Annotated in this window: 28 protein-coding genes; 15 read left to right on the top strand and 13 right to left on the bottom strand. The window is 59.2% G+C overall.

What is annotated here, in order from left to right; genetic code table 11:
• Positions 1 to 49 precede the first annotated feature (49 nt).
• Together N2597_RS25915 and N2597_RS25910 are read left to right on the top strand one after the other, a co-directional pair.
• Entirely contained in the window at positions 50 to 1,411 is a 1,362-nt protein-coding gene (locus N2597_RS25915) for a mandelate racemase/muconate lactonizing enzyme family protein (protein WP_096762480.1), read from the top strand.
• Positions 1,412 to 1,428: 17 nt separating this feature from the next.
• On the top strand, positions 1,429 to 2,628 hold the full coding sequence (locus N2597_RS25910; RefSeq protein WP_077989818.1) for a mandelate racemase/muconate lactonizing enzyme family protein: 1,200 nt from the start codon (positions 1,429 to 1,431) through the stop codon (positions 2,626 to 2,628).
• Positions 2,629 to 2,843: 215 nt separating this feature from the next.
• Here N2597_RS25910 and N2597_RS25905 read toward each other — a convergent pair whose 3' ends face one another.
• The gene (locus tag N2597_RS25905; RefSeq protein WP_077989817.1) at positions 2,844 to 3,653 is read right to left on the bottom strand and encodes an AraC family transcriptional regulator; all 810 of its coding nucleotides are present in this window, start codon (positions 3,651 to 3,653) and stop codon (positions 2,844 to 2,846) included.
• 95 nt (positions 3,654 to 3,748) lie between these two features.
• Between N2597_RS25905 and N2597_RS25900 the strand changes: the two genes are divergently transcribed.
• Complete coding sequence (locus N2597_RS25900) at positions 3,749 to 4,000, top strand: DUF1127 domain-containing protein (protein WP_009990068.1); 252 nt, start codon at positions 3,749 to 3,751, stop codon at positions 3,998 to 4,000.
• A gap of 35 nt (positions 4,001 to 4,035) precedes the next feature.
• Positions 4,036 to 4,770 carry a class I SAM-dependent DNA methyltransferase gene (locus N2597_RS25895; RefSeq protein ID WP_077989887.1) on the top strand — a complete coding sequence of 245 codons (735 nt, stop codon included), beginning with the start codon at positions 4,036 to 4,038 and terminating at the stop codon, positions 4,768 to 4,770.
• Between the two features lie 163 nt (positions 4,771 to 4,933).
• Here the strand turns inward: N2597_RS25895 and N2597_RS25890 are convergent, their stop codons facing one another.
• The 9 genes from N2597_RS25890 to N2597_RS25850 form a co-directional block, all read right to left on the bottom strand.
• Positions 4,934 to 5,374 (bottom strand): type II toxin-antitoxin system VapC family toxin, encoded by a 441-nt coding sequence (locus tag N2597_RS25890; protein WP_040112082.1) that lies wholly within the window; start codon positions 5,372 to 5,374, stop codon positions 4,934 to 4,936.
• A complete protein-coding gene (locus N2597_RS25885) occupies positions 5,374 to 5,628 on the bottom strand; it encodes a type II toxin-antitoxin system Phd/YefM family antitoxin (RefSeq protein ID WP_009993817.1) in 255 nt (84 codons plus the stop codon). Before N2597_RS25885 ends, N2597_RS25890 begins: the two co-directional genes overlap by 1 nt.
• Positions 5,629 to 5,869: 241 nt before the next feature.
• Entirely contained in the window at positions 5,870 to 6,481 is a 612-nt protein-coding gene (locus N2597_RS25880; RefSeq protein ID WP_009993816.1) for an ATP-dependent Clp protease proteolytic subunit, read from the bottom strand.
• Positions 6,482 to 6,525: 44 nt separating this feature from the next.
• Positions 6,526 to 6,885 (bottom strand): SRPBCC family protein, encoded by a 360-nt coding sequence (locus N2597_RS25875; RefSeq protein WP_040112083.1) that lies wholly within the window; start codon positions 6,883 to 6,885, stop codon positions 6,526 to 6,528.
• Entirely contained in the window at positions 6,882 to 7,196 is a 315-nt protein-coding gene (locus N2597_RS25870; RefSeq protein ID WP_009993813.1) for an ArsR/SmtB family transcription factor, read from the bottom strand. The genes N2597_RS25875 and N2597_RS25870 overlap by 4 nt, the downstream gene beginning before the upstream one ends.
• 120 nt (positions 7,197 to 7,316) lie before the next feature.
• On the bottom strand, positions 7,317 to 8,378 hold the full coding sequence (locus N2597_RS25865; protein ID WP_040112085.1) for an Ldh family oxidoreductase: 1,062 nt from the start codon (positions 8,376 to 8,378) through the stop codon (positions 7,317 to 7,319).
• Positions 8,375 to 9,262 (bottom strand): alpha/beta hydrolase, encoded by an 888-nt coding sequence (locus N2597_RS25860; RefSeq protein ID WP_096762481.1) that lies wholly within the window; start codon positions 9,260 to 9,262, stop codon positions 8,375 to 8,377. Before N2597_RS25860 ends, N2597_RS25865 begins: the two co-directional genes overlap by 4 nt.
• A 21-nt stretch (positions 9,263 to 9,283) precedes the next feature.
• Positions 9,284 to 10,186, bottom strand: a complete 903-nt coding sequence (locus tag N2597_RS25855) for a VOC family protein (RefSeq protein WP_096762482.1) — start codon at positions 10,184 to 10,186, stop codon at positions 9,284 to 9,286.
• Between the two features lie 112 nt (positions 10,187 to 10,298).
• Positions 10,299 to 11,144, bottom strand: coding sequence for a fumarylacetoacetate hydrolase family protein (locus N2597_RS25850; RefSeq protein WP_183602010.1), 846 nt, complete (start codon positions 11,142 to 11,144; stop codon positions 10,299 to 10,301).
• A gap of 223 nt (positions 11,145 to 11,367) precedes the next feature.
• Between N2597_RS25850 and N2597_RS25845 the strand changes: the two genes are divergently transcribed.
• The 3 genes from N2597_RS25845 to N2597_RS25835 all read left to right on the top strand — a co-directional run bounded on the left by N2597_RS25845 (position 11,368) and on the right by N2597_RS25835 (position 14,029).
• Positions 11,368 to 12,045 carry a GntR family transcriptional regulator gene (locus tag N2597_RS25845; protein WP_077989886.1) on the top strand — a complete coding sequence of 226 codons (678 nt, stop codon included), beginning with the start codon at positions 11,368 to 11,370 and terminating at the stop codon, positions 12,043 to 12,045.
• Positions 12,046 to 12,303: 258 nt separating this feature from the next.
• Positions 12,304 to 13,419 carry an alcohol dehydrogenase catalytic domain-containing protein gene (locus N2597_RS25840; protein ID WP_077989812.1) on the top strand — a complete coding sequence of 372 codons (1,116 nt, stop codon included), beginning with the start codon at positions 12,304 to 12,306 and terminating at the stop codon, positions 13,417 to 13,419.
• Positions 13,420 to 13,492: 73 nt separating this feature from the next.
• Entirely contained in the window at positions 13,493 to 14,029 is a 537-nt protein-coding gene (locus N2597_RS25835; protein ID WP_077989811.1) for a cupin domain-containing protein, read from the top strand.
• Between the two features lie 60 nt (positions 14,030 to 14,089).
• On the opposite strand, the gene N2597_RS25830 is transcribed toward N2597_RS25835, so the two are convergent.
• A complete protein-coding gene (locus tag N2597_RS25830) occupies positions 14,090 to 15,013 on the bottom strand; it encodes a LysR family transcriptional regulator (protein WP_225881350.1) in 924 nt (307 codons plus the stop codon).
• Positions 15,014 to 15,090: 77 nt separating this feature from the next.
• On the opposite strand from N2597_RS25830, the gene N2597_RS25825 reads away from it, so the two are divergent.
• The 3 genes from N2597_RS25825 to N2597_RS25815 are packed head-to-tail and all read left to right on the top strand — an operon-like array spanning position 15,091 to position 17,836.
• Complete coding sequence (locus tag N2597_RS25825) at positions 15,091 to 16,335, top strand: cytochrome P450 (RefSeq protein ID WP_341356270.1); 1,245 nt, start codon at positions 15,091 to 15,093, stop codon at positions 16,333 to 16,335.
• A 25-nt stretch (positions 16,336 to 16,360) separates the two neighbouring features.
• The gene (locus N2597_RS25820; RefSeq protein ID WP_040141632.1) at positions 16,361 to 16,681 is read left to right on the top strand and encodes a 2Fe-2S iron-sulfur cluster-binding protein; all 321 of its coding nucleotides are present in this window, start codon (positions 16,361 to 16,363) and stop codon (positions 16,679 to 16,681) included.
• 3 nt (positions 16,682 to 16,684) lie between these two features.
• Complete coding sequence (locus N2597_RS25815; protein WP_183602014.1) at positions 16,685 to 17,836, top strand: NAD(P)/FAD-dependent oxidoreductase; 1,152 nt, start codon at positions 16,685 to 16,687, stop codon at positions 17,834 to 17,836.
• Positions 17,837 to 17,928: 92 nt separating this feature from the next.
• On the opposite strand, the gene N2597_RS25810 is transcribed toward N2597_RS25815, so the two are convergent.
• Positions 17,929 to 18,543, bottom strand: a complete 615-nt coding sequence (locus N2597_RS25810; RefSeq protein WP_183602016.1) for an NADPH-dependent FMN reductase — start codon at positions 18,541 to 18,543, stop codon at positions 17,929 to 17,931.
• Positions 18,544 to 18,677: 134 nt separating this feature from the next.
• Between N2597_RS25810 and N2597_RS25805 the strand changes: the two genes are divergently transcribed.
• Positions 18,678 to 19,544 (top strand): HTD2 family dehydratase, encoded by an 867-nt coding sequence (locus N2597_RS25805; protein ID WP_183602018.1) that lies wholly within the window; start codon positions 18,678 to 18,680, stop codon positions 19,542 to 19,544.
• Positions 19,545 to 19,551: 7 nt separating this feature from the next.
• Here N2597_RS25805 and N2597_RS25800 read toward each other — a convergent pair whose 3' ends face one another.
• Positions 19,552 to 20,355, bottom strand: coding sequence for a polysaccharide deacetylase family protein (locus tag N2597_RS25800; protein WP_225881351.1), 804 nt, complete (start codon positions 20,353 to 20,355; stop codon positions 19,552 to 19,554).
• A 104-nt stretch (positions 20,356 to 20,459) separates the two neighbouring features.
• Between N2597_RS25800 and N2597_RS25795 the strand changes: the two genes are divergently transcribed.
• Genes N2597_RS25795 through N2597_RS25780 form a run of 4 tightly spaced genes read left to right on the top strand, consistent with a single transcriptional unit; the run spans position 20,460 to position 23,798 of the window.
• The gene (locus tag N2597_RS25795; protein ID WP_225880887.1) at positions 20,460 to 21,305 is read left to right on the top strand and encodes a fumarylacetoacetate hydrolase family protein; all 846 of its coding nucleotides are present in this window, start codon (positions 20,460 to 20,462) and stop codon (positions 21,303 to 21,305) included.
• A gap of 26 nt (positions 21,306 to 21,331) precedes the next feature.
• Positions 21,332 to 22,327 carry a VOC family protein gene (locus N2597_RS25790; protein ID WP_183602022.1) on the top strand — a complete coding sequence of 332 codons (996 nt, stop codon included), beginning with the start codon at positions 21,332 to 21,334 and terminating at the stop codon, positions 22,325 to 22,327.
• Between the two features lie 30 nt (positions 22,328 to 22,357).
• Complete coding sequence (locus N2597_RS25785; RefSeq protein WP_183602025.1) at positions 22,358 to 23,341, top strand: Bug family tripartite tricarboxylate transporter substrate binding protein; 984 nt, start codon at positions 22,358 to 22,360, stop codon at positions 23,339 to 23,341.
• A 16-nt stretch (positions 23,342 to 23,357) separates the two neighbouring features.
• A complete protein-coding gene (locus N2597_RS25780; protein WP_183602027.1) occupies positions 23,358 to 23,798 on the top strand; it encodes a tripartite tricarboxylate transporter TctB family protein in 441 nt (146 codons plus the stop codon).

Below are 23,798 nucleotides of genomic sequence, written 5' to 3'. Positions count from 1 at the left end.
TCGCCCAGCGCGGACGGCGACGAGCCCGCCTACCGAAACGAGGTAAATCATGCCAGAGGCATATGGAGCCGACCAGGCGCTCAATCGGGTGAACACGCATTCCAAACCGTCCGACCTTCGCATAACCGACATGCGGGTAGCCGAAATTGTCGACGCGCCGTTCACCTCAGTGCTGCTGAAGATTTACACGAACCAGGGCATCGTCGGGCTCGGCGAGGTGCGCGACGGCGCCAGTGCCACCTACGCGCTGATGCTGAAGAGCCGGCTGCTTGGTGAGAACCCTTGCAACATCGATCGACTGTTTCGACGGATCAAGCAGTTCGGCGGGCACGGTCGACAAGGCGGAGGCGTATCGGCGGTTGAGATCGCGTTGTGGGATCTTGCCGGCAAGGCCTATGGCGTTCCCGTCTATCAGATGCTCGGCGGCCGGTTCCGGGAGAAAGTGCGCCTCTACTGCGATACTGACGCCACGGTGCCGAGCGGCACCGAGACCGGCAGACGCCTCAAACGGCGCATGGAGCTCGGCTTCACCTTCCTTAAGATGGATCTGGGCCTGATGCAGATCGCGGATGTGCCGGGTGCTGTCGTTTTTCCTGCCGGCTCACTTGAAGGGTACCGCGACCGCCCCGGCCGCGGACCGCTGAAGACCATTGAAGAGCGGCGCGTCCGCAATGCTACCTACGATCTGCACAACGTCGCGCACCCATTTACTGGTCTCCACTTTTCCGACAAGGGCCTCGACCTGCTTGAGCAATACATTGCCGAGGTTCGCGAGGTCATCGGCATGCAGGTTCCGCTCGCGATCGACCACATCGGCCATATTTCAATGCAGAACGGCATTCGCCTTGCCAGGCGAATTGAAAAGTATGTGCCGGCCTGGCTCGAGGATGTGATCCCATGGCAGTATACCGAGCAGTACCGACAACTACAGGACTCCACCACGGTGCCGATCTGCACCGGCGAGGACATATACCTCAAGGAGGGCTTCGAGCCTCTGCTCAAGAGCAGCGGCGTCTCGGTTATCCATCCGGACCTCCTTACCAGTGGCGGCATCCTCGAGACCAAGAAGATCGGCGATATGGCACAGGACCATGGTGTCGCCATGGCCATACACATGGCGGAAACTCCGATCGCCGCAATGGCCGCCGCACACGTCGCGACGGCGACCGAGAACTTCATGGCGCTCGAATACCACTCTGCCGATATCGACTGGTGGGACGATATCGTCACCGGCCTTCCCAAGCCGCTGGCGCAGGACGGCTTCATCACTGTTTCGGACAAGCCGGGGTTGGGGATTGACGATGTCGATGACGAGGTGATCTCGCAGCATCTGCAGCCGGGTGTCACCGGCATTTGGCAGCCTACGGATCACTGGGACGATGAATATTCCTGGGATCGCACCTGGAGCTGAGGCGAAATGGGCCGAAGATGAAGATCACTGATCTGCGCTGTGCCGTCATCGGCAAACACCCGATCGTCCGCATCGTCACAGACGAGGGCCTCTATGGCTTGGGTGAAGTCGAATTCACCAAGGTCTATCTCAAGCCCTGGGTGCTGCATTTCCGCGAGGCGCTGATCGGCGAGGACCCGACCGACGTCGAGAGAGTCATGCTGAAAATCCGCCAGCGAGGCTCCTTCAAGCCGTATGGCGCGGCAGTGAGCGCGATCGAGCATGCGCTGTGGGATATTGCCGGCAAGGCCGCGGGCGTGCCGGCATATAAACTGCTCGGCGGCAAGGTGCGGGACAAGGTGCTCGTCTACAATGGCTCGGTCCGCCAGAAGCGAACCGGAGACCGGCCGGAGGATTACGCCGCTGACGTTAAATGGATGATGGAGCAGCCGCAGAACTTCTTCATGATCAAGCAAGGAATCTCGTTCCACTCCAACATGAAGGACACCATCGAGGGTTTTCACTACGGGGTGACGCAGAAGAAGGCCGGCTATCACGGTGCCATGGATCAGGGCGTGATCAGCGAGCGCGGTTTCAGTCACATGCTCGACTGCGTGGCCGCGATGAAGGAAGTGCTGGGCGACAAGGTCAGCCTGGCGCTCGACTGCGGCCCGGGCTGGATGTTGCCCGATGCGATCAAGTTCGCTCGTGCGGTCGAAAAGTACAATCTGATGTGGCTCGAGGACATGCTGACTGGCGACTACGTGCCGTGGGTCAATCCGCAGGCCTACCGGGAACTGACAACCTCCACCTCGACGCCAATCCACACTGGTGAGCAGATCTACCTGCGGCACAATTTCAAGGAACTGATCGAGACGCAGGCGGTCCGCGTCATCGGGCCCGATCCAGCCGATGTTGGCGGCATAGCAGAGCTCAAATGGATCGCCGAGCACGCCTACATGCATTCGATCCTGATGGCACCGCACGGCACCGCTAACGGCCTGCTGGGCCTCGGTGCGTTGATCAATGTCTGCGCCACATTGCCGGCAAATTACATCGCCTTCGAATACCCGACGGCCTCCGATCCCTGGTGGGAGGACCTGATAATCGGATTGCCGCCGCAGATCGTGAAAGACAGCATGGTGGACCTACTGGAAGCGCCGGGGCTGGGCCTCGACATCGACGCTGAAGGGGCAATGAAGTATCTCAGGGAAGAGGATGCGGGCTTTTTCGACTGAGCCTGCCTCCACATGCCGTAGTGGCGGCCGGAGCACGGCATGAGTTCTTCGAAGAACGACTCATCCTCCGCCATCGCCGGGTCCTTCAGGGCGAGAGATTGTTCCGGACATTCTCATGTGCTCCACATCGCCTGAGACGGCGATGGGACGGAGGTTCTCGCCAGCTTGCGCACCAAAGACTAACCCGCCAGGACGTACGTAGCCAACTGCGCTGATCAGAAAGTCTCCCTTGCTTCCAGCTGGAAATATTGCCCAGGAGAGACACCGAAGGCTGACCTGAACACCGCAATGAAGGCGCTGGGACCTGAGTAGCCGAGCGAGAAGGCGATATCGCCGACGCTTCGGCCGGCCGCGAGCCACTCCACCGCTTTGAGGAGTTTCGCCTGCTGACGCCAGGCGCGGAAGCTCATGCCTGTCTCGGATTGGAAATGGCGTTGGAAGCTGCGCGGGGACATGGCCGCACGTGACGCAAGTCCATCGAGTGGCCAATCGGCACCCGGTTCGTTCCGGATGTCTGAAGCGATGCTCCGGAGGCGTTCGGATGCCGGCGAGGGAAGGGACAGCGGCGCGAGTGGACTCGTCTCAAGCTGGTCGAGAATGACGGCGACAAGCCGTTCGGCACGGGCACTGCCGGCGTCCGCACGAGGTATCTCCAGGAACGCCAGGATAAGTTCCCGCAGGAGCGGTGTCGTACCAATGACGGAGACCTGGGAGGGCAGGTTCACGACCGCGTCGGGGCGAAAGAAGAGGTAGCTGCGCTCCGTCTCCTGCAGGTATGTCACTTCGTGGAGGACGGCGGACGGCACGAATACGGCACGTTCAGGCGGAACGATGAAGTAGCCACGCTCGGTCTCCAGCCTAAGCGAACCACGCACGATCTGGAAAAGCTGCGCGCGGTAGTGCGCGTGGAAAGAGTAGGTTCGTCCGGCAGGCTCTGCGCCACCCTGAGCCACAGCTGTGTGGGGATAATCTCCAAACCCGTCTTCCGGCAGATGAACGTTGGTCAGGTTGTCGCGGGCAATCATGGCGTCTCACAGACATAAATTGACAGACTGCCGATAACACGTCGGATGGCATTTCACTAGATTGATATCACCGCTGAACAACTTGGACGTAAGTTATGACATTCGAACTCCGACAAGCTGAAATTTCCGATCGCTTTGCTCCAAGCTTTCTGACGAAGCTGGCAGCTTTGCGGTTTGGAGCGCCCATCATCCTTGGCTGGTGGCAACGGCGCGAAACAGAAGAGGCACTACAGTGGCTATCGGACCGTGATCTGGCGGACATAGGCGTCGCGCGCCATGAGATCCGCGCGGTGGCGCGATTGCAAGCGCAAGTGGATGCGATGTCGGCGAAGCGGCGGGCAAGGTGATGGCACTACCGGTCTTCAAGCGAGAGGTAAGCAAGATGCAAGACGACGGGCTTTTTGACGAAGAGGTTGCAGCAACCTACGATGACGATGGTGGCATCTCGGCCCCGGAGCTAGTTGATCCGGCCGTCAATCTCCTGGCCGAGTTTGCAGGAGGCGGGCGCGTCCTGGAGTTCGCGATCGGCACCGGCCGCCTGGCGCTGCCTCTCGCGCGGAAAGGGGTACAGGTGGAAGGCATCGAGCTTTCGAGAGCGATGGTGTCTCGCCTTCGCGCCAAAGAGGGCGGCGCGGAAATTCCGGTAGTGATCGGCGACATGGCCACCACTCGTGTCGAGCGGCGCTTTTCCCTTGTTTATCTGGCCTTCAACACGATCAATAACCTGACGTCGCAGGAAGCTCAGGTCGCTTGCTTTTTAAACGCGGCCGCGCATCTGGAAACTGGTGGGCACTTCCTGATCGAGGTTGGCGTCCCGCCGCTTCAGCGGCTTCCGCTCGGCGAGACGATCCTGGCATTCGACCGCTCCGAATCGCATTGGGGCGTCGACGAGTACGATGTGGTAAACCAGAACTTCTCATCTCACCACATCTGGTTCCGGGACGGAAGCTATAGGCACTTCTCGGTCCCGTTTCGTTATGCTTGGCCAGCGGAATTCGATCTTATGGCGCGGCTGGCCGGCTTGAAACTCAAAGACCGATGGGGCGGATGGAAAAAGGAGCCATTCACAAAGGTCAGCGATCGACATGTCTCCGTTTGGCAGAAGATCGCAGATTAGCGCAGGGAGATGATGCGCGGCACTATTGCCGATTTCTGGGCCGGAAGAGGTGTTGGCATTGATACGTGCACCCTGCGTCATAACCCAGCCGGCGGCGCGATCGTCATACGGAATCTTAGTTCCATAAACTGCATTACGCCAGATTCACCTTGTAGCCGCAAAGTTAGAATGTCCTATTGCGGCGTTGAGAGTCCCACGGATTGATGAGTGCAATTCCCATGCCGTCGAAATCCTTGATATTGCGCGTGACCAGCGTCATGCGACGGGTGAAGGCTGTCGCTGCAATATAGGCGTCATTGATCGGTTTGGGATTGGGCACATGCCATCGGGCCGCCTGAACCGCCGCCGCCTCGTCCAGAGGCAGGATACGGCCGGAAAACACAGCGAGAACGCTATTTTCCAGCCAGTTGCGCAGTACCGTCCCGGAGGCGGCATCATTATGCTCCACCAGCCGAACGCCAATCTCCAGTTCGTGCAGGACGACGGAGGAAATGAAGGTCTCGGCCGGATCGACGGTTTCGTTCCAGACCACGACATTGGGATCAGCCTTGCCGCTCGCGACCTTGCGTAGTTCGGAGACGACATTGGTATCGAGCAGCAGCATCAGGACAGATCGACCCGTTGGGCGTGTTCTGTGCGTTTCGGGAGCGGCAAGTCGATATCTTCCGCACCCGGCGCCGCCAGCATGTCACCAAGCGTTCGCACCTTACCTGTGAGGCGCTTGTACTCGTCGAACGACAGGAGAACATGCGCAGGCCTTCCCCGATCGGTGATGATCACGGGCCCGTCCTTGGTGGCGCGCTTTGCGCGGCCAAGATCCTGATTGAGCTCTCGTCCTGAAAGCGTGGTGACGGTCATGATGAGCCTCAATGTGGTTACGTAACCACATTTAATCCGCATGGACCGGGATTGCAAGGTGCAGCCCCCTCTAAGCCGCTAACGCCGCAAGATGTCCTGCGGCGTTAACACCCGTTCTCCGGACGCTTGATGTCGGCATCTCTGCGCCAGGCGCGGTCATTGTGGCTGCCGCCCCTATTCTGTGACATGGCAGAAGTTGAGCAAACAAGTGTCGCTTTAATCGGGATTTTTGCGGCAAGGCTTATAGGCTGCTCGTGTCTTCCCGAACCTTCAGAATGCGGTCGATAAGACCCCATTCAAGCGCTTCCTCCGCCGTCATGAAGCGGTCGCGATCCATCCCGCGCTCAAAGTCTTCGTAGGAACGTCCGCAATGCTCCGCGTAGAGCCGCGTCATGCGTTGCTTGGTCTTTAAAATTTCCTCGGCATGAATCAGCATGTCGGAAGCCTGCCCTTGAAAGCCGCCGGAGGGCTGGTGAATGAGGATACTGGCATTGGGCAATGCTGCTCTTCCGCCGGGCTCGCCTGCCATCAGCAGGAACGATCCCATTGAACGAGCCGTCCCCATGCAAAGAGTATGAACCGGCGCACGGATGAAGCGCATGGTGTCGTACATGGCCAGGCCGCTGGTCACGACGCCGCCCGGCGAATTGATATAGAGGTTGATGGGCTTATGGGGGTTTTCCGCTTCCAGAAACAGAAGTTGCGCGCAGACGAGCGCCGAGACGGTATCGTTCACCTCGCCATTAAGGAAGATAATCCGCTCGCGCAGAAGCCGGGAATAAATATCAAAGGATCGCTCCCCCCGGCTGGACTGTTCTATAACCATAGGGACGAGTTGCATCGCTTCGCGCATCGGCGACCTCCAGGCTTCAGAATTTTGAGGGGAGGCTCGCCGTGTCAGGCGGCGAGCATAAGGGGCGGGCTGTTGCTGTTCGCCGGCGCTCTTGCCATTCCATCGAATCTAGCGTCCGTCAGTTCGTGGACGATCCGAAGGCAAGTGCCACCAGTGGCATTCGGGGTAATCGTGAACGTCACGGTGCTTTCAAGGAAAGGCGGGTTATCGTCACGCAGCTTGTAGCGAACTTCCTGGCCGGGGATGACGGCCATCGCATCGGAATCAGCCAATGCCTCCTTCGGCAACCACCTTTCCCGAAGTTCGGGAATGGTGACGGCACGCCAGACCTTTTGCGGCGGATCGCCCAAGTCAAACTCCAACTCGACGCCGCTATCCTGCTCCTTGGTCTTCCCTTCGTTCATTGATCCATGTCCTTCAGCAAGACTTTGAGTGCTGCGATACGCTCCGGCCAATAGGCGCGGTATTTTGCGAGCCACTGGGCGATGAGAGCCAATCCATCGGGATCGACTTCGTAATTTACGAAACGCCCCTGTCGTTCTTCCCTCACCAGCTTTGCACTGCGCAGCACTGCGAGGTGTTGCGACATCGCCGGCTGGCTGATGTCCATGCCGTCGCGCAAGGCGCTGGCGTTCATGCTTCCTGCCGCCAGCTTCTCGAAGATCGCGCGGCGGGTCGGGTCTGCCAAAGCTCGGAAGAAGTCATTCTCCACCATGCGAACACATAAGCACGGACTTATGCGATTCGCAAGCTATTTCGAGGCAGCTTTCTGTTTGCCGCGGAAATCCTAAGTTCAACGACTGACTATCAGCATCAAAAAAGAATACGAAAACAGTTATCGTCCGGTGAGCTCTAGGGGCACGGAAACGCCGCGCCGCACGGCCTCTTCAGCGAGTCGCCTGGCGGTGCCGGCGGCAATCGGAATACCGTTGGACATACGTTGTACCGCCAGTTCGAAGCCGCGCTCGCCAGGAAGCCGCACAGCGTCCACGCCCTCAGCGGGGGGAAGGCCCTTGATAGCCACCGCAAGCCGGCCCACCTCCGCGCCGACACCGTGTTCGAAACCGAACGCTTCGGGATGCAGCGCAACGGCCAAACCGTTGAATCCTGCATCACGCTTCTCCGTCAGCGCGACCGAGATCAGTGGATTGCCGCCAAGCACGCTGACGAGAACCTCGATCATCAGCGAAAGTCCCGACCCCTTCGGACCCGCCATCGGCAGAACCGCCTTGACCTGCGAGGGATCGGTCGTCGGAACGCCGTTGACATCGACACCCCAGTCGGGCGGGATCGGCTGGCCCGCATCCTTGGCAGCCATCACTTTGCCCAAGGCAACGGCAGCGGTTGACATGTCGAGGACAATCGGCCGCTCCGGATCATTGCCCGGCGCTCCGATCGCGAGGGGATTGGTGGAGACCCCCTCACCTCGTGCGCCATGATAGACCATCAGCGGCTTGGAGGCCGACATGACAATACCGACCAAACCGGCTCGGGCGATGCGTTCGGCGAAATAACCGACCGCGCCCGCATGACTGGTGCGCATGACCGAACAAAGACCGATTCCGAATTTGCCGGCAAGCTCGACGGCCTTGTCCGTCGCCATCGCCATACCCGATGCGCCCGGCACGAGATCGCCATCCAGAACCGCAACGGCGGCAAATTCACGTGAAAGCGTCGGCTGGGCATCGCCCTTCACGATACCCAGTTCAACCATCTCAAGATAGCGCGGGATGCGCAGGACTCCATGCGAATCCGCTCCGCGCAGGTTGGCCCAAACCAAGTGCTCGGCGGACTGTCGGGCGTAGTCGCCCCTGAAACCACCCGCCTGGAGGAGTGCAGCAGCAAACGCCTCCAGCGTTTCCCGAACGATCAGCTTCTTTGCAGGCGCGACCGTCATGACGCGCCACCGAGTGGGGACGGGAAGAACTTGTCGAGCCAGCCCTTGATCATCACCTTCGTACGTGGCGCATCATTCGGTGCGAGCGGGAAATGCGCGGTCGTGTCGACCAGCATGAGTTCAGTCGGCTGTCCAGCCCTTTCGAACATACGGATGGATTCGACGGTCGGCGTAATGATATCGTTTGCGGTGTGGAAGAGAAGCAGCGGCCGCGGCGCGATGTTGGCGATCACGTCATCGGCGCGGAAATTGTACATCGACCATGCCGTTTCAACCGGGATTTCCATGATCGCCTTGGGCGAGAGATTCTTGCGCAGCGGCTCCGGGATCGGAACGGCGTCGAAGCGGGACATCCAGAGGCTCTCGCCCGTTTCCTGCTTATGCTTGCGACCTTTCTCGAGAATGTCGATGAACTTGTTCCAGGAGTCCGGCGTCGGATGCTGGCCGCGAAACTTGCGCTCGCCATTGCCCCAGCCGCAGGATGAAAGGCAGCAGGCGAATCGGTCGTCGACACCGGCAGTGTAGACAGAGACTGCCGCGCCGAAACTGTGGCCGGTAATGCCGATCCTTTTCGGATCGACTTCCTCGCGGCCGGCAAGGAAAGTGAGCGCGTTCTTGGCGTCAGCCACCTGATCGAAGCAACGGACCTGGGCACGTTCGCCCTCACTCTCGCCGCACGACCGGAAGTCAAACCGCAATGCGACATAGCCGAAGGCTTCCAGCATCTCCGCCTGGATCTGCGCGTGGCTCTCATCCTTGGAGCCGACGAAGCCGTGGCAAACGATGAAGGCGGGGAGTTTTCGGCCGGGCTGCCGGTTGTCCGGAATATGCAGGACTGCGGCCAGCTTAAGTCCGTCCGACGTGAAAGTCAGTTTTTCTTGCATGGTCTCTTACCTCGCATTCGGTCAGGCGATCTTGGTGAAGGGATGGAAATATTCGCGCCATTCAACCGGCGCCGGCGTGCCCCACACATTCATGTCGCGAACATTGCCGGGGCGATCGAGATTGGTGATGACATTGGGCGTGAAATCCGCGTCATCGGCGATATGGGCCATCACGCCGGAACACTCGATCATCATGCCGCTGGCGTCGGTGTAATAGGCATAGGTGTTGTCGCCGGGACGGTGGCGGCCAGGACCCCACATCATCTGCCGGTCGAACTGATCGAGAATGTCGCCCAGGCGGAGATACTGGTTGAATTCCAGGAACTCGAAGGAAACATGGTGCAGGCCGGCGGCGGCGCCCTTGACGAGACCCAGGACATGGTGCTGGCGGTTGCCGCCATACATCCAGCTGAGCGCGTCGTTGACCATACGCTCCGAAAGCCGCAGGCCGCCGATTGCCTCGAGTTGGGCGCGGGTGACGGCCGGATCCGGCGTGATCAGATTGATGTGGTCGATCCGGTTGGCGCCGACGCCCGTGGTCGGATAGCGGCGGCCATAGGTGGTGTTGCGGATCGGTGAGTGAATTTCGAACCGGAGCCCTTCTGGGGTGGCAAAGGTCACGCCCGCAGCGATGCAATCGAGGCTCGGCTCACGCGACAGGATGCGGCAGCCGGCCGCTTCGATACGGGATGCCGCCTCGTCGACCAGGTCCGGCGTCAGCGCTTCGAGACCGATCGTATGCGCGGAATTCTCACCGGCATGGACCAAAACGAGTTCTGCCGCCCGTCCATTGGAACTCAACCAAGTCTGGCGCTCGTCTTTATGGGTAACCTGCAGACCGAGGATTTCCGTGGCATCACGGATGACGGCCTGTGGATCGGTGACGTTGACCTTCATGTATCCGACGGCGTGCACGATGTGCATGTTCTGCTCCTCCCTTGGATTTCAATGCAAAGCTCTGTCGATTGGGGCTTTGATACGTGAATTATCCGATCTCTGCAAGGTATTTCGAAAAAATTCGAAATATCGAAATTATTTAGACGGTACCGGAATCGCTGATGACGGTGTTGCGCAATGTGCCAATGCCGCCGATCTCGACCTCCACCGTATCGCCTTCTGCAAGGAAGACCGGCGGGCTGCGAGTAGAGCCGAAGCCACTGGGCGTGCCCGTAACGATCACGTCGCCAGGCTCCAGCAGTGTGAATTGGCTAAAATAGGAAATCAGCCAAGAGATGGAAAAGATCAGCCTGCTGGTATCATTGCTCTGACGCAACTCGCCGTTCACCCGTGTGCTGAGCGAAAGCCCCGTCGGATCCGGTATTTCATCCGCTGACACCATCCACGGCCCGAAGCCTGCAGTGCGGAAGAAGTTCTTACCCGGCGTGAATTGCGTTGAATGTTTTTGCCAGTCGCGCACGCTGCCATCGTTAAAGCAGCTATAGCCCGCCACATACGAAAGGGCGTCGGCCTCACTAACTCGACGGCCGGCCTTGCCGATGATAACGGCGAGCTCACCTTCATAGTCGAACTTTTCCGACAGGTCCGGCTTCAGCAAGGCTTCGCCATGGCCTGTTTGCGAAGCGGCAAAACGCGAGAAGGTCAGCGGATAGTCTGGTCTCTCCCCACCTTCGCCTCCGGATTCCCAATAGTTGGTCGCTACGCATAGGACCTTGGAGGGATTGGGAATGACCGGGAGGTAGCGGATGTCGGCGACCGGATAGTCCGGGGTGAGGCCCGACTCCTTACCGAGACTTGCGGCATTGGCTGCAAGGTAGCTGGCAAGATCCGATAGTCCGCTGCGTTTTTTTAGATCGGTCACAGCGTCTCCAGTGACGCAACCGAAGCTGGCCTCCCCTCCATGCAAAAAGCTCAAATAACGCAACGGAATCTCCTATATTTTCGAAAATTTGCTGATTATCGTAAACATGAGCGGTGTTGGTCTGACAAGCTTCAGGCAGACAAAAATATCAGCGATATTGATTTTTTTCGAAATTTTTCATATCTGAGGGACATGCATATGTGCATGCGGGACGGTTGAGCGGGAGCACGTTTTGGAAGATCGAAAAGCAGGTAGCGAGACGCGGGCCGGCGACGTGCTGCAGCGCATGCGCCTGGACATCATCAACTGCGCATTAAAACCAGGGGAGAAACTTCGGTTCGAAGCCCTGCGCACCAGGTACGCAGTCAGTTTTTCGACGTTGCGCGAGGCTCTTTCGCGCCTTGCTGCGGAAAATCTCGTTATTGCCGAAGGGCAGCGCGGCTTTGTAGTCGCGCCGGTTTCCATTGCCGATCTAAATGATCTGACAAACGTCCGCATTTTGATTGAGCGCGAATCGCTTTCAAAATCGATCCGGGGCGGCGATGACCGCTGGGAAGCCAATATTCTCGCCACGTATCATCGCATGGACAAGTTGCAGCAGCGGTTGGGGCCCGAATACTACCTGTCCGAGGAATGGAGCGCCGTGCATGGCGAATTTCATTATTCGCTGGTTTCGGCCTGTGGATCGCCTGTACTCCTGGAGATAAGAAGCAAGCTTTTCGAACGGGCGCATCGCTATCGGCGGATGTCCTCGCAGTTCCGACCGTACTGGCGAGAGAAAGCGGCCGAGCACAAGATGATCGTCGACGCGACACTTGATCGCAACGAGGAAAAGGCGCTCGCGCTGATCGACCAGCATATCCGCGAAACAAGCGAAAACGTCATAGAACATGCCGGGCACCTGTTCCCCGACCTGAAGACCGTTCCGCCCAAAAAGCGAAAGTCGCTTACTGCTGCCGAATGAGGCGATTGTCAGCTCGAGCACCTTGCGCGTAGCGTTGAACCGCTTATTCAACACGACGCCGCTCCGCTCGTAACATCCTGTAATAACACCACAATGAGGCCGATCAGACGGCTCCAGGACTTGGAGATTAACGTCTGACGTGCTCATATTATTACGAAAACAGTTGAAATTTCGAAATTTTACGATTACGACTTTGATCGGGATGGAGGAACACCCGGCCTGCCGGGTCATCGAGATTTGAAGTTGAGGAGGAAACCCATGACCATTGCTCAAACCATGACCGCCGCTCGCATGCACACCGTTGGCGGTGAAATGAAAATCGAGACACTGCCGATGCCGACGCCGGGCGACATGGATGTCCTCGTGCGGGTGAAAGCCTGCGGCATCGTCCCGAACCTGCATAACATTCTTGCCAATTGGCCGACCTGGTTCCCCCACATGCCGCAACCCCCGCTACCGGCCGTCTTTGGCCTGGATCCCGCGGGCGAAATTGCCGGCCTTGGCAAGCAGGTTCACGGACTTAAGGTCGGAGACCGTGTCTACGTCAATCCGGGCCGCAGTTGCGGTTCGTGTCGCCATTGCCGTCGCGGCGACTCGATTTCTTGCAAACACTACGCTTTCCAGGGCTATTTCGGCTTCTCCGAACACGCCATGCAGACCTTTGCGGACTATCCGATCGGCGGCCTCAGCGAATTCATGGTTGCCCCGGCCTCCGCGATCGTGAAGATCCCGGATAATATGGATTACGGTCAGGCTGCACGGCTCGGCTACCTCGGCACGGCCTATTCTGCATTGAAGAAGGTGAATGCGGGCCCAGGTGATACCATTCTGGTCAATGGCGGCACCGGCACACTCGGCATCGGTGCGATCATTTTCGGCCTTGCCATGAATGTGAATAAGCTTCTCATTACCGCCCGCAACAGGAAACTGCTTGAAGAAATCAAGGCCTTGGGTTCGAACCGCATCGAAATCTTCTCGATTGAGGACGGCAGCGTCGCTGACTGGGTGATGGCGCAGACCGATGGGGAAGGTGTCGACGCGTTCCTCGATTGCAATGGTCCGGGTGCTGGGCATGACACTTTCCGCCAGGGCTTGCTGAGTATGCGCCGCGGCGGCATTGCCGTCGACATTGGCGCGATCGCAGGTCCGGTCGAAATCGACGTCCACCGCCTGATGGATCGCAACCAGCGCCTTTACGGCTCCGCCTGGCTGACCACGGCGGAAGGCCAGGAGATGGCGGATATGGTGGAAGCCGGCACTGTCGACCTCTCGATCTTCGAAACGAAAAGCTTCCCGCTAGCCGACGTCAACGGTGCAATCTCGGGGATCGAGCAGCGCCACGGCGGCTTTTCGAACTATGTCATCTGCCCCTGATGCTTTACGGGCTGCTCGCATTGCGAGGCGGGCCGCCCACCTTCTGTCAGGCTCGTCGATCGGGAGGGAAAACATGACGTTCAGACGTGTCGTCACCGCTAAAAACACATCCGGAAAATCCGTCGTTGTCAGCGACGGCGCATCGCCGCGCGAAATGGCACTGAAGCATACGCCCGGCTTCATTTCGGCCCCCATGTGGACGGTCGCCACGCCCCCTTCCCTGCCCTTCGACGGCAAGGATCCGATGGCCGGTGATGGGACGCTTCTCCATCCGGCCGCCGGCTCCTCGACGTTCATCATTATCACCTTCCCGCCGGATTCGGTAATGATGTCGCCGAACTTCCGGCCGGAGCTTGCCGGGCCGGAACATGCCGTCGCGGCGCCCGGGATCGTCGAGCATTTCGAGATGGACAATCCCGGCATGCACACCACGCCGACACTCGACTATGGCGTTGTTATCAGCGGCACGATCACCCTCGAGCTGGACGACGGTGTCGCGGTCGAGCTGAAGTCGGGTGATAGCTTCGTGCAGCACGGCGCTCGCCATGCCTGGCGCAATCCGACCAGTCAGCCGGCAACGATTGCCGTCGTACTTGTCGGCGCCAAGTAGGATCAGGATTTCTTCCCAAGACTGCGGAAGGCGCCGGTAATCCTCGGCGCCCTTTCGTTTTCAGGGACGCACCGTCTTCTCGGGCACCTGCGACCTCGCTACGTCGGCGAGAAGCTGGCGCGCCCAACGATGCAGGCCCGATCGATGCGTCCGCTCCGTCCAGTACATATCGATCTCGATCGGAATCTGGATTGGGAAGCGGAGCACCGTGAGCCTCCCGGCATAGGCGGTCGCCAGTCGGTTCGGAATGGTTGCGACGAGATCGGTCCCGGTTATCATCAGTTCCAAGCTGTCATGGCTCGGAAGCGTGAGTTGCGGTTTCAGCAGGATGTCGCGTTCGCGCAGGGCGCTGAAGTAGAGCGCCTGCCATTGGCCGTTGTGAGTGACCGCCACATGCGTAGCCTCCTGAAAGCGCTCCAGCGTTATCTCTCCCTTGGCGAGGGCGTTGCCCGGATCCATGACGCAGGAATAGTGATCCGAAAAGATATGCCGGCGGAAATAGCCCTCCCCCAAGATGCGGACCGGGCCGAGCACAATATCCGCAATGTTCTCCTTCAGCTGCTGCTTGCCGTTCACCGCCGACTCCAGGATATTGATGACGACGTTCGGCGCCAACCGGCGCATCGCTGCGATGAAACTCGGCATCAGCAGGAAACGCTCATGATGGTTGCACGAAAGGGTCACCCCGCCCTGGGCGGTCGTCGGGTCAAACTCGACCGGCACTGCGATCGCCAGCATGCGGTTGACAACCTCGCGTGCATGGCTGACGAGGTCGCGGCACTTGTCCGTCTCCGCGATGCTGTTGCCTTGGCGGACGAACAGCGGGTCGCCGAAAGCGCGCCTCAACCGCTCGATCGTATAGCTCACCGTTGACTGGCTGACGTCCATCTGCGCGGCTGCGGCCGAGAATGAGCCGGTATCGTGAACTGTCACCAGTAATTGCATCGACCTGAGGTCGATTTGCGCCAGATCCTCCGGAATCATGACTCCCCCGTTATCGAATTTTTCGATGACCTTTATCGTATCCATCCAATTGGCAGAATGGAAGCCGCCGCCTAACCTTGCTCGACATCAAAATTGCTTGGGAGGGCAAGATGGGAGGAGAAGCAATACTTACCGAAGAGACAGCCGCGACCCCGCCGGTCATTTCCGACGTCACCTTCGCTGAACTTCTGGCCGATCCCTACCCCACATTCAAACGCGCCCGCGATATGGCTGCCGTGGTCCGTATCGAGGCGGCGAACATGCTCGTTGCCACCCGCTATGAGGACATCATGGCGATGGAGCGCGATCCGGAGCTTTTCTCTTCCGAAAATCCGCAGTCGCTGGTCAACAAGGTCATGGGCCACACCATGATGCGCAAGGACGGCGAGGCCCACGCCCGCGAGCGCAAGGCGGTGGAGCCGGCACTGCGCCCCGGCGCGATGAAATCCTGCTGGGGTCCGAGGTTTGAAACCATCTTCGACGAGATCGTGTCCAGTTTTGAAAAACACGGCGAGGCAGATCTTTTCGATGCGCTGGCCGCGCCGATGGCCGGGCGTGCACTCGCCGAGGTGCTGGGCTTTCTCGACGTTGACTGGCAGACAATGGCGTTCTGGTCGCAGTCGCTGATCGACGGCGCAGGCAACTACTCCGGCGATCCGGAGATCAGTCACAAGGCTGTAGAAGCAGCAAAAGGTGTCGAGGAGGCCATCAACCGCGCCCTGCCGTATCACCGTCAAAATCCGAACACATCGGTACTCTCTTCGATGATCCACGCGGAAGATCCGCATACGATCGAGCAGATCTATGCCAATATCAAGGTGGCAGTCGGCGGCGGGCTAAATGAGCCGCGCGACTCCATCCTCACCATGGTGCTTGGCCTGCTCGAAAACCCCGAGCAGTTGGCAAGGGTCAAGGCCGACCCGAACCTTTGGCCGACGGCCTTCGAGGAGTCCGTCCGCTGGATTTCGCCGATCGGCATGTATCCTCGCCGGGTTACGCGGGATGTCGTTGTCTCGGGTGTCAGATTACGCGAGGGCGATCAGGTGGGACTATGCGTCAGCGCTGCCAATCGCGACGACAGCCGCTTTGTTGATCCAGATCGTTTCGACGTCTTTCGCGAGAAGAAGTCCCACCTCGCCTTTGGAGCGGGGGCGCATTTCTGCGCCGGCACCTGGGTCGCCCGCCATATGGTCGGTCGCCTCGTCGTGCCGGGTCTTTTTGAGCGATTGCAGAATTTGCACCTAAAGAACACCGCGGCAGCTCGAATTCACGGTTGGGTCTTTCGCGGCCCGGTTAGCTTGCCGGTGGTCTGGGACGCGTAAAACCGAAAACATCGGAGGAGAAAAAATGGCGGAGATCACGTTCATACTTCCTGACGGAGGGCACAAAGCCTGCCCAGCCAGCGAGGGCCTCAGTCTCATGGAACTAGCTCTGCAGAACTCGGTGCCGGGCATCGTTGCAGAATGCAACGGCGCGGCTGCTTGCGGCACATGCCACGTGATTATGGATGATGCCCTGATCGAAGTCCTCGATCCAATCAGCGATCATGAGAACGACATGCTTGACTTCACGAATGCGCCGCGGGAGCCGGGCAGCCGGCTGAGTTGCCAGATCCGCGTTGACGGGCGCCTGAATGGCGCGGTCGTCCGCGTCGCATCGGAGATGTAAACCATGGCGGAGCAGGTAGTGATTGTCGGTGCTGGGCAAGCGGGTTTCGCCGCCGCCGCGAAGCTGCGTCAGCTAGGGTTCAACGGTTCGATCACGATGTTCGGCAACGAGGGTGTCATGCCCTATCAGCGGCCACCGCTCAGCAAGGCCTATCTGCTTGGAAAGCTCGAAGCGGACCGCCTGTCGTTTCGCAATGCCGGCTTCTTCACGGACCAGAACATCAAGATCCTCAACAACGAACCGGTTGTCAAAATCGATCGCGGCAACCGCCAGGCCGTCACCGCCAACGACCGCTTCCCCTATGACAAGCTCATTCTGGCGACCGGCGCCGATCCGATCCGGCTGCCGGCCCCAATGTGCGCGGCCGTCACCAACATCTTCTATTTGCGCAACAAGGCGGATGCCGATCGGCTTGGCGCAATCATGAAGCCGGACGCCCGGCTGCTGGTGGTCGGCGGCGGTTATATCGGCCTTGAAGTGGCTGCTGCCGCGCGACAGGTCGGAACCGAGGTCACGCTGGTGGAAATGTCCCCTCGCATCCTGAACCGGGTCGCCGCCGAACCCACTGCGGATTATTTCAGAACGCTCCACATCTCGAATGGCGTCGATATCCGCGAGGGCGTCGGCCTTTGTAACTTGAAGCCGGAAGGGGCAGCGATCAAAACCGTTCTTGACGATGGATCCTCAGTCATCGTCGACGCGGTTGTCGCCGGTATCGGCGTGCGTCCGAACACGGAACTTGCCGAAGCAGGAGGCCTAAAGATTGATGGCGGCATCGTCGTCGATAAATTCGGCTGTACAACCGATCCAAACATTTGGGCGGCCGGAGACTGCGCCTCGTTTATTCACAACGGCGAAATGATCCGTCTCGAATCCGTGCCGCACGCAATCGATCAGGCAGAGCACGTCGCACGCAACATTCTCGGTGAAGCAACGCCCTATTGCCCGCGCCCCTGGTTCTGGTCGGATCAATACCAGACGAAACTGCAGATCGCTGGTTTCAACCGCGGCTACGAGCGCGCGGAGACCCTGGCGAGTGCCAACGACGGCGGCCTTAAGGTTTCCTACTTCAAGGAAAATCTGCTGATTGCCGTTGACTGCATCAACGATGCGCGCGGCTTCATGATGGCAAAGCGCGAACTTGGTCTTCGATAATCCAAAGAGCGGTCCGGCTCCAACCCGTTTTCAGGCGCGGCGTCAAAGCAGCGGAGTGAAATGACGCCCGGTGCGACACTTTCATCGAGCGCTCATCGGATGTGCGGCCGATCCGAGGCGACGTTCGGCACACCCATTCCGAGCGCGGCTAGCCCCGCCTGATAGATGCGTATTTCCATCACAAGATCGGTCACCGCTTTAGCGGCAAAAGCAAGAGTTTTGTCATCGCTGAACACACCGTCAATCATCTTCATATGCGCCTGGCCAACGACAACTTGTGGTCGTGCAAGTACCCGCAGTTCGCAGGCGCTGAGATCGCAGCGCAGCTGTGCTTGCATGCGCGCGCCCCCAACGGCGGAGGGCGATGCGGAGATGATCAACGCATGCTTGCCGCGGAAGACTGACCCGTGCATCGGCCGTGACAGCCAGTCGATCGCGTTCTTAAGGACGCCCGGAACGCCGCCGTTATATTCGGGCGAGCAGAATACGATCCCGTCAGCGAGCAAGATTTTCTCACGCAATGCAAGGACGGCCTCCGGCTGGTCAGCATCATCAAGTTCTTCGTTATAAAAGGGCAGCGGGCTGATGTCTGCAATGCCGGCGGATACACCTGCTGGCAGATTGCGAAAAACAGCCGTCAGCACTGCAGTGTTGAAAGAAGCGCTGCGGAGGCTCCCTGAAATCCCGATCAGCCTTATCTCTTTCATTGCGGTATCCTCGGTTCGATTACGCCGGTTGAGCACAGTTTGTGGCAGTCTGATGATTACGTTCGCACAATGATTTTGATTCTCTTGACGAGCGCTTTGACGCCTGCCGGCTTATGCGCTAACGTTCGCATTACATGCACAAGAACGAGGGAATTGCAATAACTATGGACGCATTCGAACAGTGGATAGGCCGGGAGGAGACGAGCAGCGATGTGCTGAGCCCGGAGCCGCAGCGGCGGCTGGCGGCAATACTCGATGAAGCCCCCGCATACACAAATGGCAGTCCTCTCCCGCCGCTTGGCCATTGGATGTACTTCCTGCCTCATGAAAACCAAAGGGACCTTGGTTTGAACGGCCACGCGCACAACACCGACCACTTGCCGCCGATGGAGGATTTGCCGCGGCGCATGTGGGCGGGAGTGCGCGTCGAAATCTTGCACGACCTCCCGCTTGGAGAAAGGGCGGAGCGCCGGTCGACGGTTGTCGCCATCAAGGAAAAGCTCGGGGCGAGCGGCCGGCTGCTTTTCGTAACCTTCCGCCACGAGATCGGGCTTATCGGAAAGGAGGCGTCGCTGATCGAAGAGCAGGACGTGCTTTTCCTGGGACCGACAAGTTCGCCTCGTCACGTAGAGGCGCCATCCTCGGGGATGGCTTGGCAGGATGAGGTGACGACGGATCCGGTCTTGCTGTTCCGCTTTTCAGCACTCACCTTCAATCCGCACCGCATTCACTATGATCATCTGTTCGCGACGGAGATGGAGGGCTATCCAGGCTTGGTTGTTCATGCGCCACTGGTCGCCACCATGCTTGCCCGCCGCACGGCTCAGCGCTCAGGCAACCGGCATCTCGTCTCCCTTTCCTTCAAGGCGGTCTCTCCTGCGTTTGTAAATGCGCCTCTCTCACTACGCGGAAGTTTTCCGGACTCTTCAGGCAAGGCACTTCTCTGGGCTGCAACGGAGGGCAACCGGCTGATTGTAGAGGGCGAAGCGCGCTTTGCCTGAACGCGCGCTACCCTGCTCTGTTTGCCACTTCACGGGCAGGCAGAATTTCAAAACCGAGCCCGATCGCCGTGCGAAGAACTTGCTCCATCGCCGCAAGCCTTTCGGTAGAGACGCCTGAGATATGGGGGTGGAATATGATCGTAAGAACGCCACCTCTTGCGGCGACGTCACGCAGAATGGCCCGCCAGTAGTCCGCCAGGTCGGAAGGATCGCGAATCCCGTTCGGCGACAGGATATAGTGGATCGCATCGATCATGAACCATGCCCAGGGAATGTTCACGAGACCGGACGGCAAGCGCCGAACGTCGCTTCCCGTATAGGAAGTGTCTCGTGGGATCTCCATCGACATGGAGGTGTCAACGCTGCTGTCGTAGGTAAACCCCGACTTGAGTAGGATTGCTTCGGCGTGGGCGCCGCGCGTGCCGCCAGGCGCGCGAAATCCACTCGCAACAACCCCACGCATGGACAACACGGCGAGGCCGTCATTGATGCACTGAGTCGCGCGCAGCTGGCCCAACTCGGCGAAACGCTCGTGTATCCATCCATGGAGGCCGATTTCGTGCCCCTCTGCAAGGATGGCTTCTATCGTGCCTGGATAATGCAAAGCGCTCCAGCCTTCGACGAAGAATGTTGCCCGCAGGCCGAGGTTCCGAAGGAGCTTGAGGGTGTTCGGGTAACCTTCGACGATATCGGGCGAGGTTAGATCGGGTACCGCCGCCTTCCCATCGAATACGCTTCGCGCGGCTCCAAGGTTGTCGAACGTCAGGCAAAGAATTGGCGTCTTCTGCACAGAAACCTCACAAAAGCTCATTGTGCCATCGTTAGCGCCAATAAGACCTTTTAGTTCTCCAAAGTCAAGGAACGTCAACTTGTCGAGGTTAGCAAAGCAGATACCCTATTCGGGAACAAGACCGCTTGACATTTGCGCTAACGTTCGCATACTTCTTCCACGCGTTTGGGAGGAACTGCGCGATGAAGCTTGCACGGTACGCCCTTGAAGGCGAAGCGCATTATGGCATTCTTGCCGGCGATGACCTGGCCGATCGCCTGGCTGGGTCGCCCTTTGGCGATGGGGTGCCGACGGGTCAAATGGACGATCTGGCAGCGGCCCGGATCTTAAACCCGGTGGGCTCACCTCGCATTTTCGGGCTGGGCTACAATTATCTTGCTCATATCGAGGAAACCGGAAGGCCGGTTCCGGAGCAGCCCGTCCTCTTCATGAAGCCCTCCACCAGCGCAATTGGCCCGGACGAGCCGGTGCTCTATCCACCGCACGGCGAGAACGTCCATTTCGAGGGTGAGCTTGTCGTCGTGATCGGCAAGCAGGCGCGCCACGTATCGGAGCAAGAGGCGCTCGACTATGTCCTCGGCTACACCTGCGGCAATGATGTCAGCGATCGAGTCCTACAGCGCCGCGAAAGCGCGTTCGGCTGTCTGCTCGCCGGTAAGGGCTATGACAGCTTCGCCCCGCTTGGCCCTGTCATCGCGACCGACATAGATCCGATGGACGTGCGGATCCGCACGCGCGTCAACGGGGTCGAGCGGCAGAATTCCAGCACGTCCCGCATGCATTATTCGGTGCCCTACATCATTTCATATCTTTCCCGATACATCACGCTGCTGCCCGGGGACTTGATCATGACCGGAACCCCCGAGGGGGTCGGCCCGATCAAGATCGGCGACGTGATCGAGGTCGAGATCGATGGGATTGGCATTCTTAGAAATCCCGTTGTCGCCGATGCCGGTCCTTGGCAGTCCTGATTGCATCCTTTCCATGGGAGGAAAACATGAAATTCCCCGATACCAATTATAACCCACCCTTTAATATCACCCGAGCCAGTCACCTGACGCTGACGGTAAAGGATCTCGGTCGAAGCAAAGAATTCTACACTGAGGTCTTCGGGCTGGTCGTCAGCGACGAGGATAGCGAAACTATTTTCCTGCGGGGGGTGGAAGAGGTCGCCCATCACAGCCTCGTGCTGCACAAGACAGTAGACGCGCCACGCTGCCAAAGCATCGGCATGCGCGTACAGTTCGATGAGGATCTCGACAGGGCGAAAGCACATTTCGACAGGGAGGGCATCCGCAGCGAATGGATCGAGGTTCCCTTCCAGGCGCGGACCCTGCGCTTCCATGACTGCGCCGGTACGCCGGTCGACCTCGTCGCCCGGATGGAAACGCGGCAGCGCCTGCTGGGGCAATCCCGACTTCACAAGGGCGGCGCGGTGCTGCGCCTGGACCACTATCAGCTGCACACGCCGGATCCGCATGAAGCTTCGATCTACTACTCCAATCTTGGCTTCCGTTGTTCGGACTACAATGTCGGCGGCACGCCGGAACGGATCACCGGCGCGTTCATGAGCCGGAAGGACAATCCGCATGACATCGTTTACATCCGCGGACGGGGCCCGGCGCTGCACCATTTCGCCTATGCCATCATGGAGTCGTCGCACATCTTCCGCGCCTGCGACGCAGCCGCGCAGCTGGGCTTTGGCCAGACCGTCGAGCGTGGCCCGCAGCGCCATGGTCTCGACCACATGCTTTACGTCTATTTCCGCGACCCGGACGGCCATCGAGCGGAGATCTTCATTATGCCCATCCAGCTGATCGACCTTGAAGAACCGCCGCATGAATGGGGGACGATCGGAACGCTCGAGCAGCCTTGGGGCCGGCCTGCTCCCAAATCCTGGTTCTTCGAGACCACACCTTTCGAAAATGTCGAACTTAGCCCGAGGCTCGAGGAATGGGAGCCCATGACGCTGGAGAAATCGTTGGGCCTTTAGGGTCAACCGAATGAATCAAGGGAGGAAGACATGCATCAACCGAAATTTTCGAAGCGGGCGCTTGGCCTGCTGACCGCAGCGCTTATCGCAGTTTCCGCCTGTCCGGCGCTGGCTGAATATCCTGAACGGCCCATCCATCTGATTGTGGGCGCCGCGGCAGGCGATAACTCCGACATTTTCGCCCGGCTGCTGGCCGACAAAATGACCAAATCTCTCGGTCAGCCCGTGGTTGTCGAGAACAAGCCCGGCGCCGGTGGAGCGCTGTCGGGAAGCTCGGTCGCTGGAGCCGCAGCTGACGGCTATACGCTGCTTTATGGCAACATGAGCAGCCTTGTGGTCGCACCCCAGGTCATGACCGCCACCTACGATGCCACCAAGGCCTTCACGCCAATCGCGAAGACGCAGCAAGGTGCATCCATCCTCGTTGCTCACAGGGATCTGCCTGTATCCAACGCTACGGAGCTCGTTGAATATGCCAAAAAGAATCCCGACCAGGTTCTTGCAGCGGTGAACGCGCTCGGCTCGACAGCACATCTTGCCATGGAGCTGATCCAGGTCAAATCCGGCGCGAAGTTCGCCACGATCCCATACAAGGGGACTTCGGCCGCGACACAGGCGGTGGTCACCGGCGAAAGCGGCATCACGATCACCGGGATTCTTCTGGCCAAACCACATATCGACAGTGGCGATCTCAAACCTATTGCGATCTACGGCGCGTCAGCTTCTGATCACTTCCCTGGGGTGCGCACCATAGCCGACGAGCTCTCCATTCCAGAGCTCGATCAGGATTTCTGGTTCGGCGTGGTCGGCCCGGCAGGGCTCGAGCCGGCTGTCGTGGAAAAGCTGGCCGCGTCGATTCACGGTGCGATGCAATCGCCAGATTTGCAGGAAATGGTCGAAAAGAACGGGCAGAGGTACGTTGCAAGTACCCCTGCGGAAATGGGCCAGGAGATTGCAAAGCAATGGGCTGATTTCGGCACCATCATCCGTGAACGTGGCATCAAGGTCGAATGATTTCGTAGGCGGAGGAATGACCGTGAACATTAACCAAGACGGCGCCGCTGGCGCAATGTTTGTGCTGGCGGGAGCGGCGGGTCTGTTCTTTGCTGTAGGGTATGACTTTGGGAACCTGGCGCGAGTGGGACCAGGGTTCCTGCCGACAATCCTGTCTATTGGACTCATCGTTCTGGGAATGATGATCGCTGTCAACGGGCTGCGCTCCGGAATGGTCGTCGCGCTGCCGCAAGCGCGGCCGATCCTTACCATTCTCGGCGGGCTTGGAATGTTCATTGCTTTGTTGCGGCCCGCCGGACTGGTTCCAGCGGCAACCCTGGCGTACCTCTTCCTTTCCTTCGGCGGCGGCAATCGCCGGCGTCTGGAGGCTCTGATCGTCGGCACGGTGTTTGCAATCTTCATCGCCGTCGTCTTTGTCGTCGGCCTAAAACTGCCTCTGCAGCTATTCTGGTGGTGA

It is taken from the genome of Rhizobium sophoriradicis, from assembly GCF_025200795.1.
Classification (GTDB): Bacteria; Pseudomonadota; Alphaproteobacteria; order Rhizobiales; family Rhizobiaceae; genus Rhizobium; species Rhizobium sophoriradicis.
The sequence above is the reverse complement of the archived record's forward strand: the minus strand, read 5'-3'. Positions and strand labels throughout refer to the sequence as shown.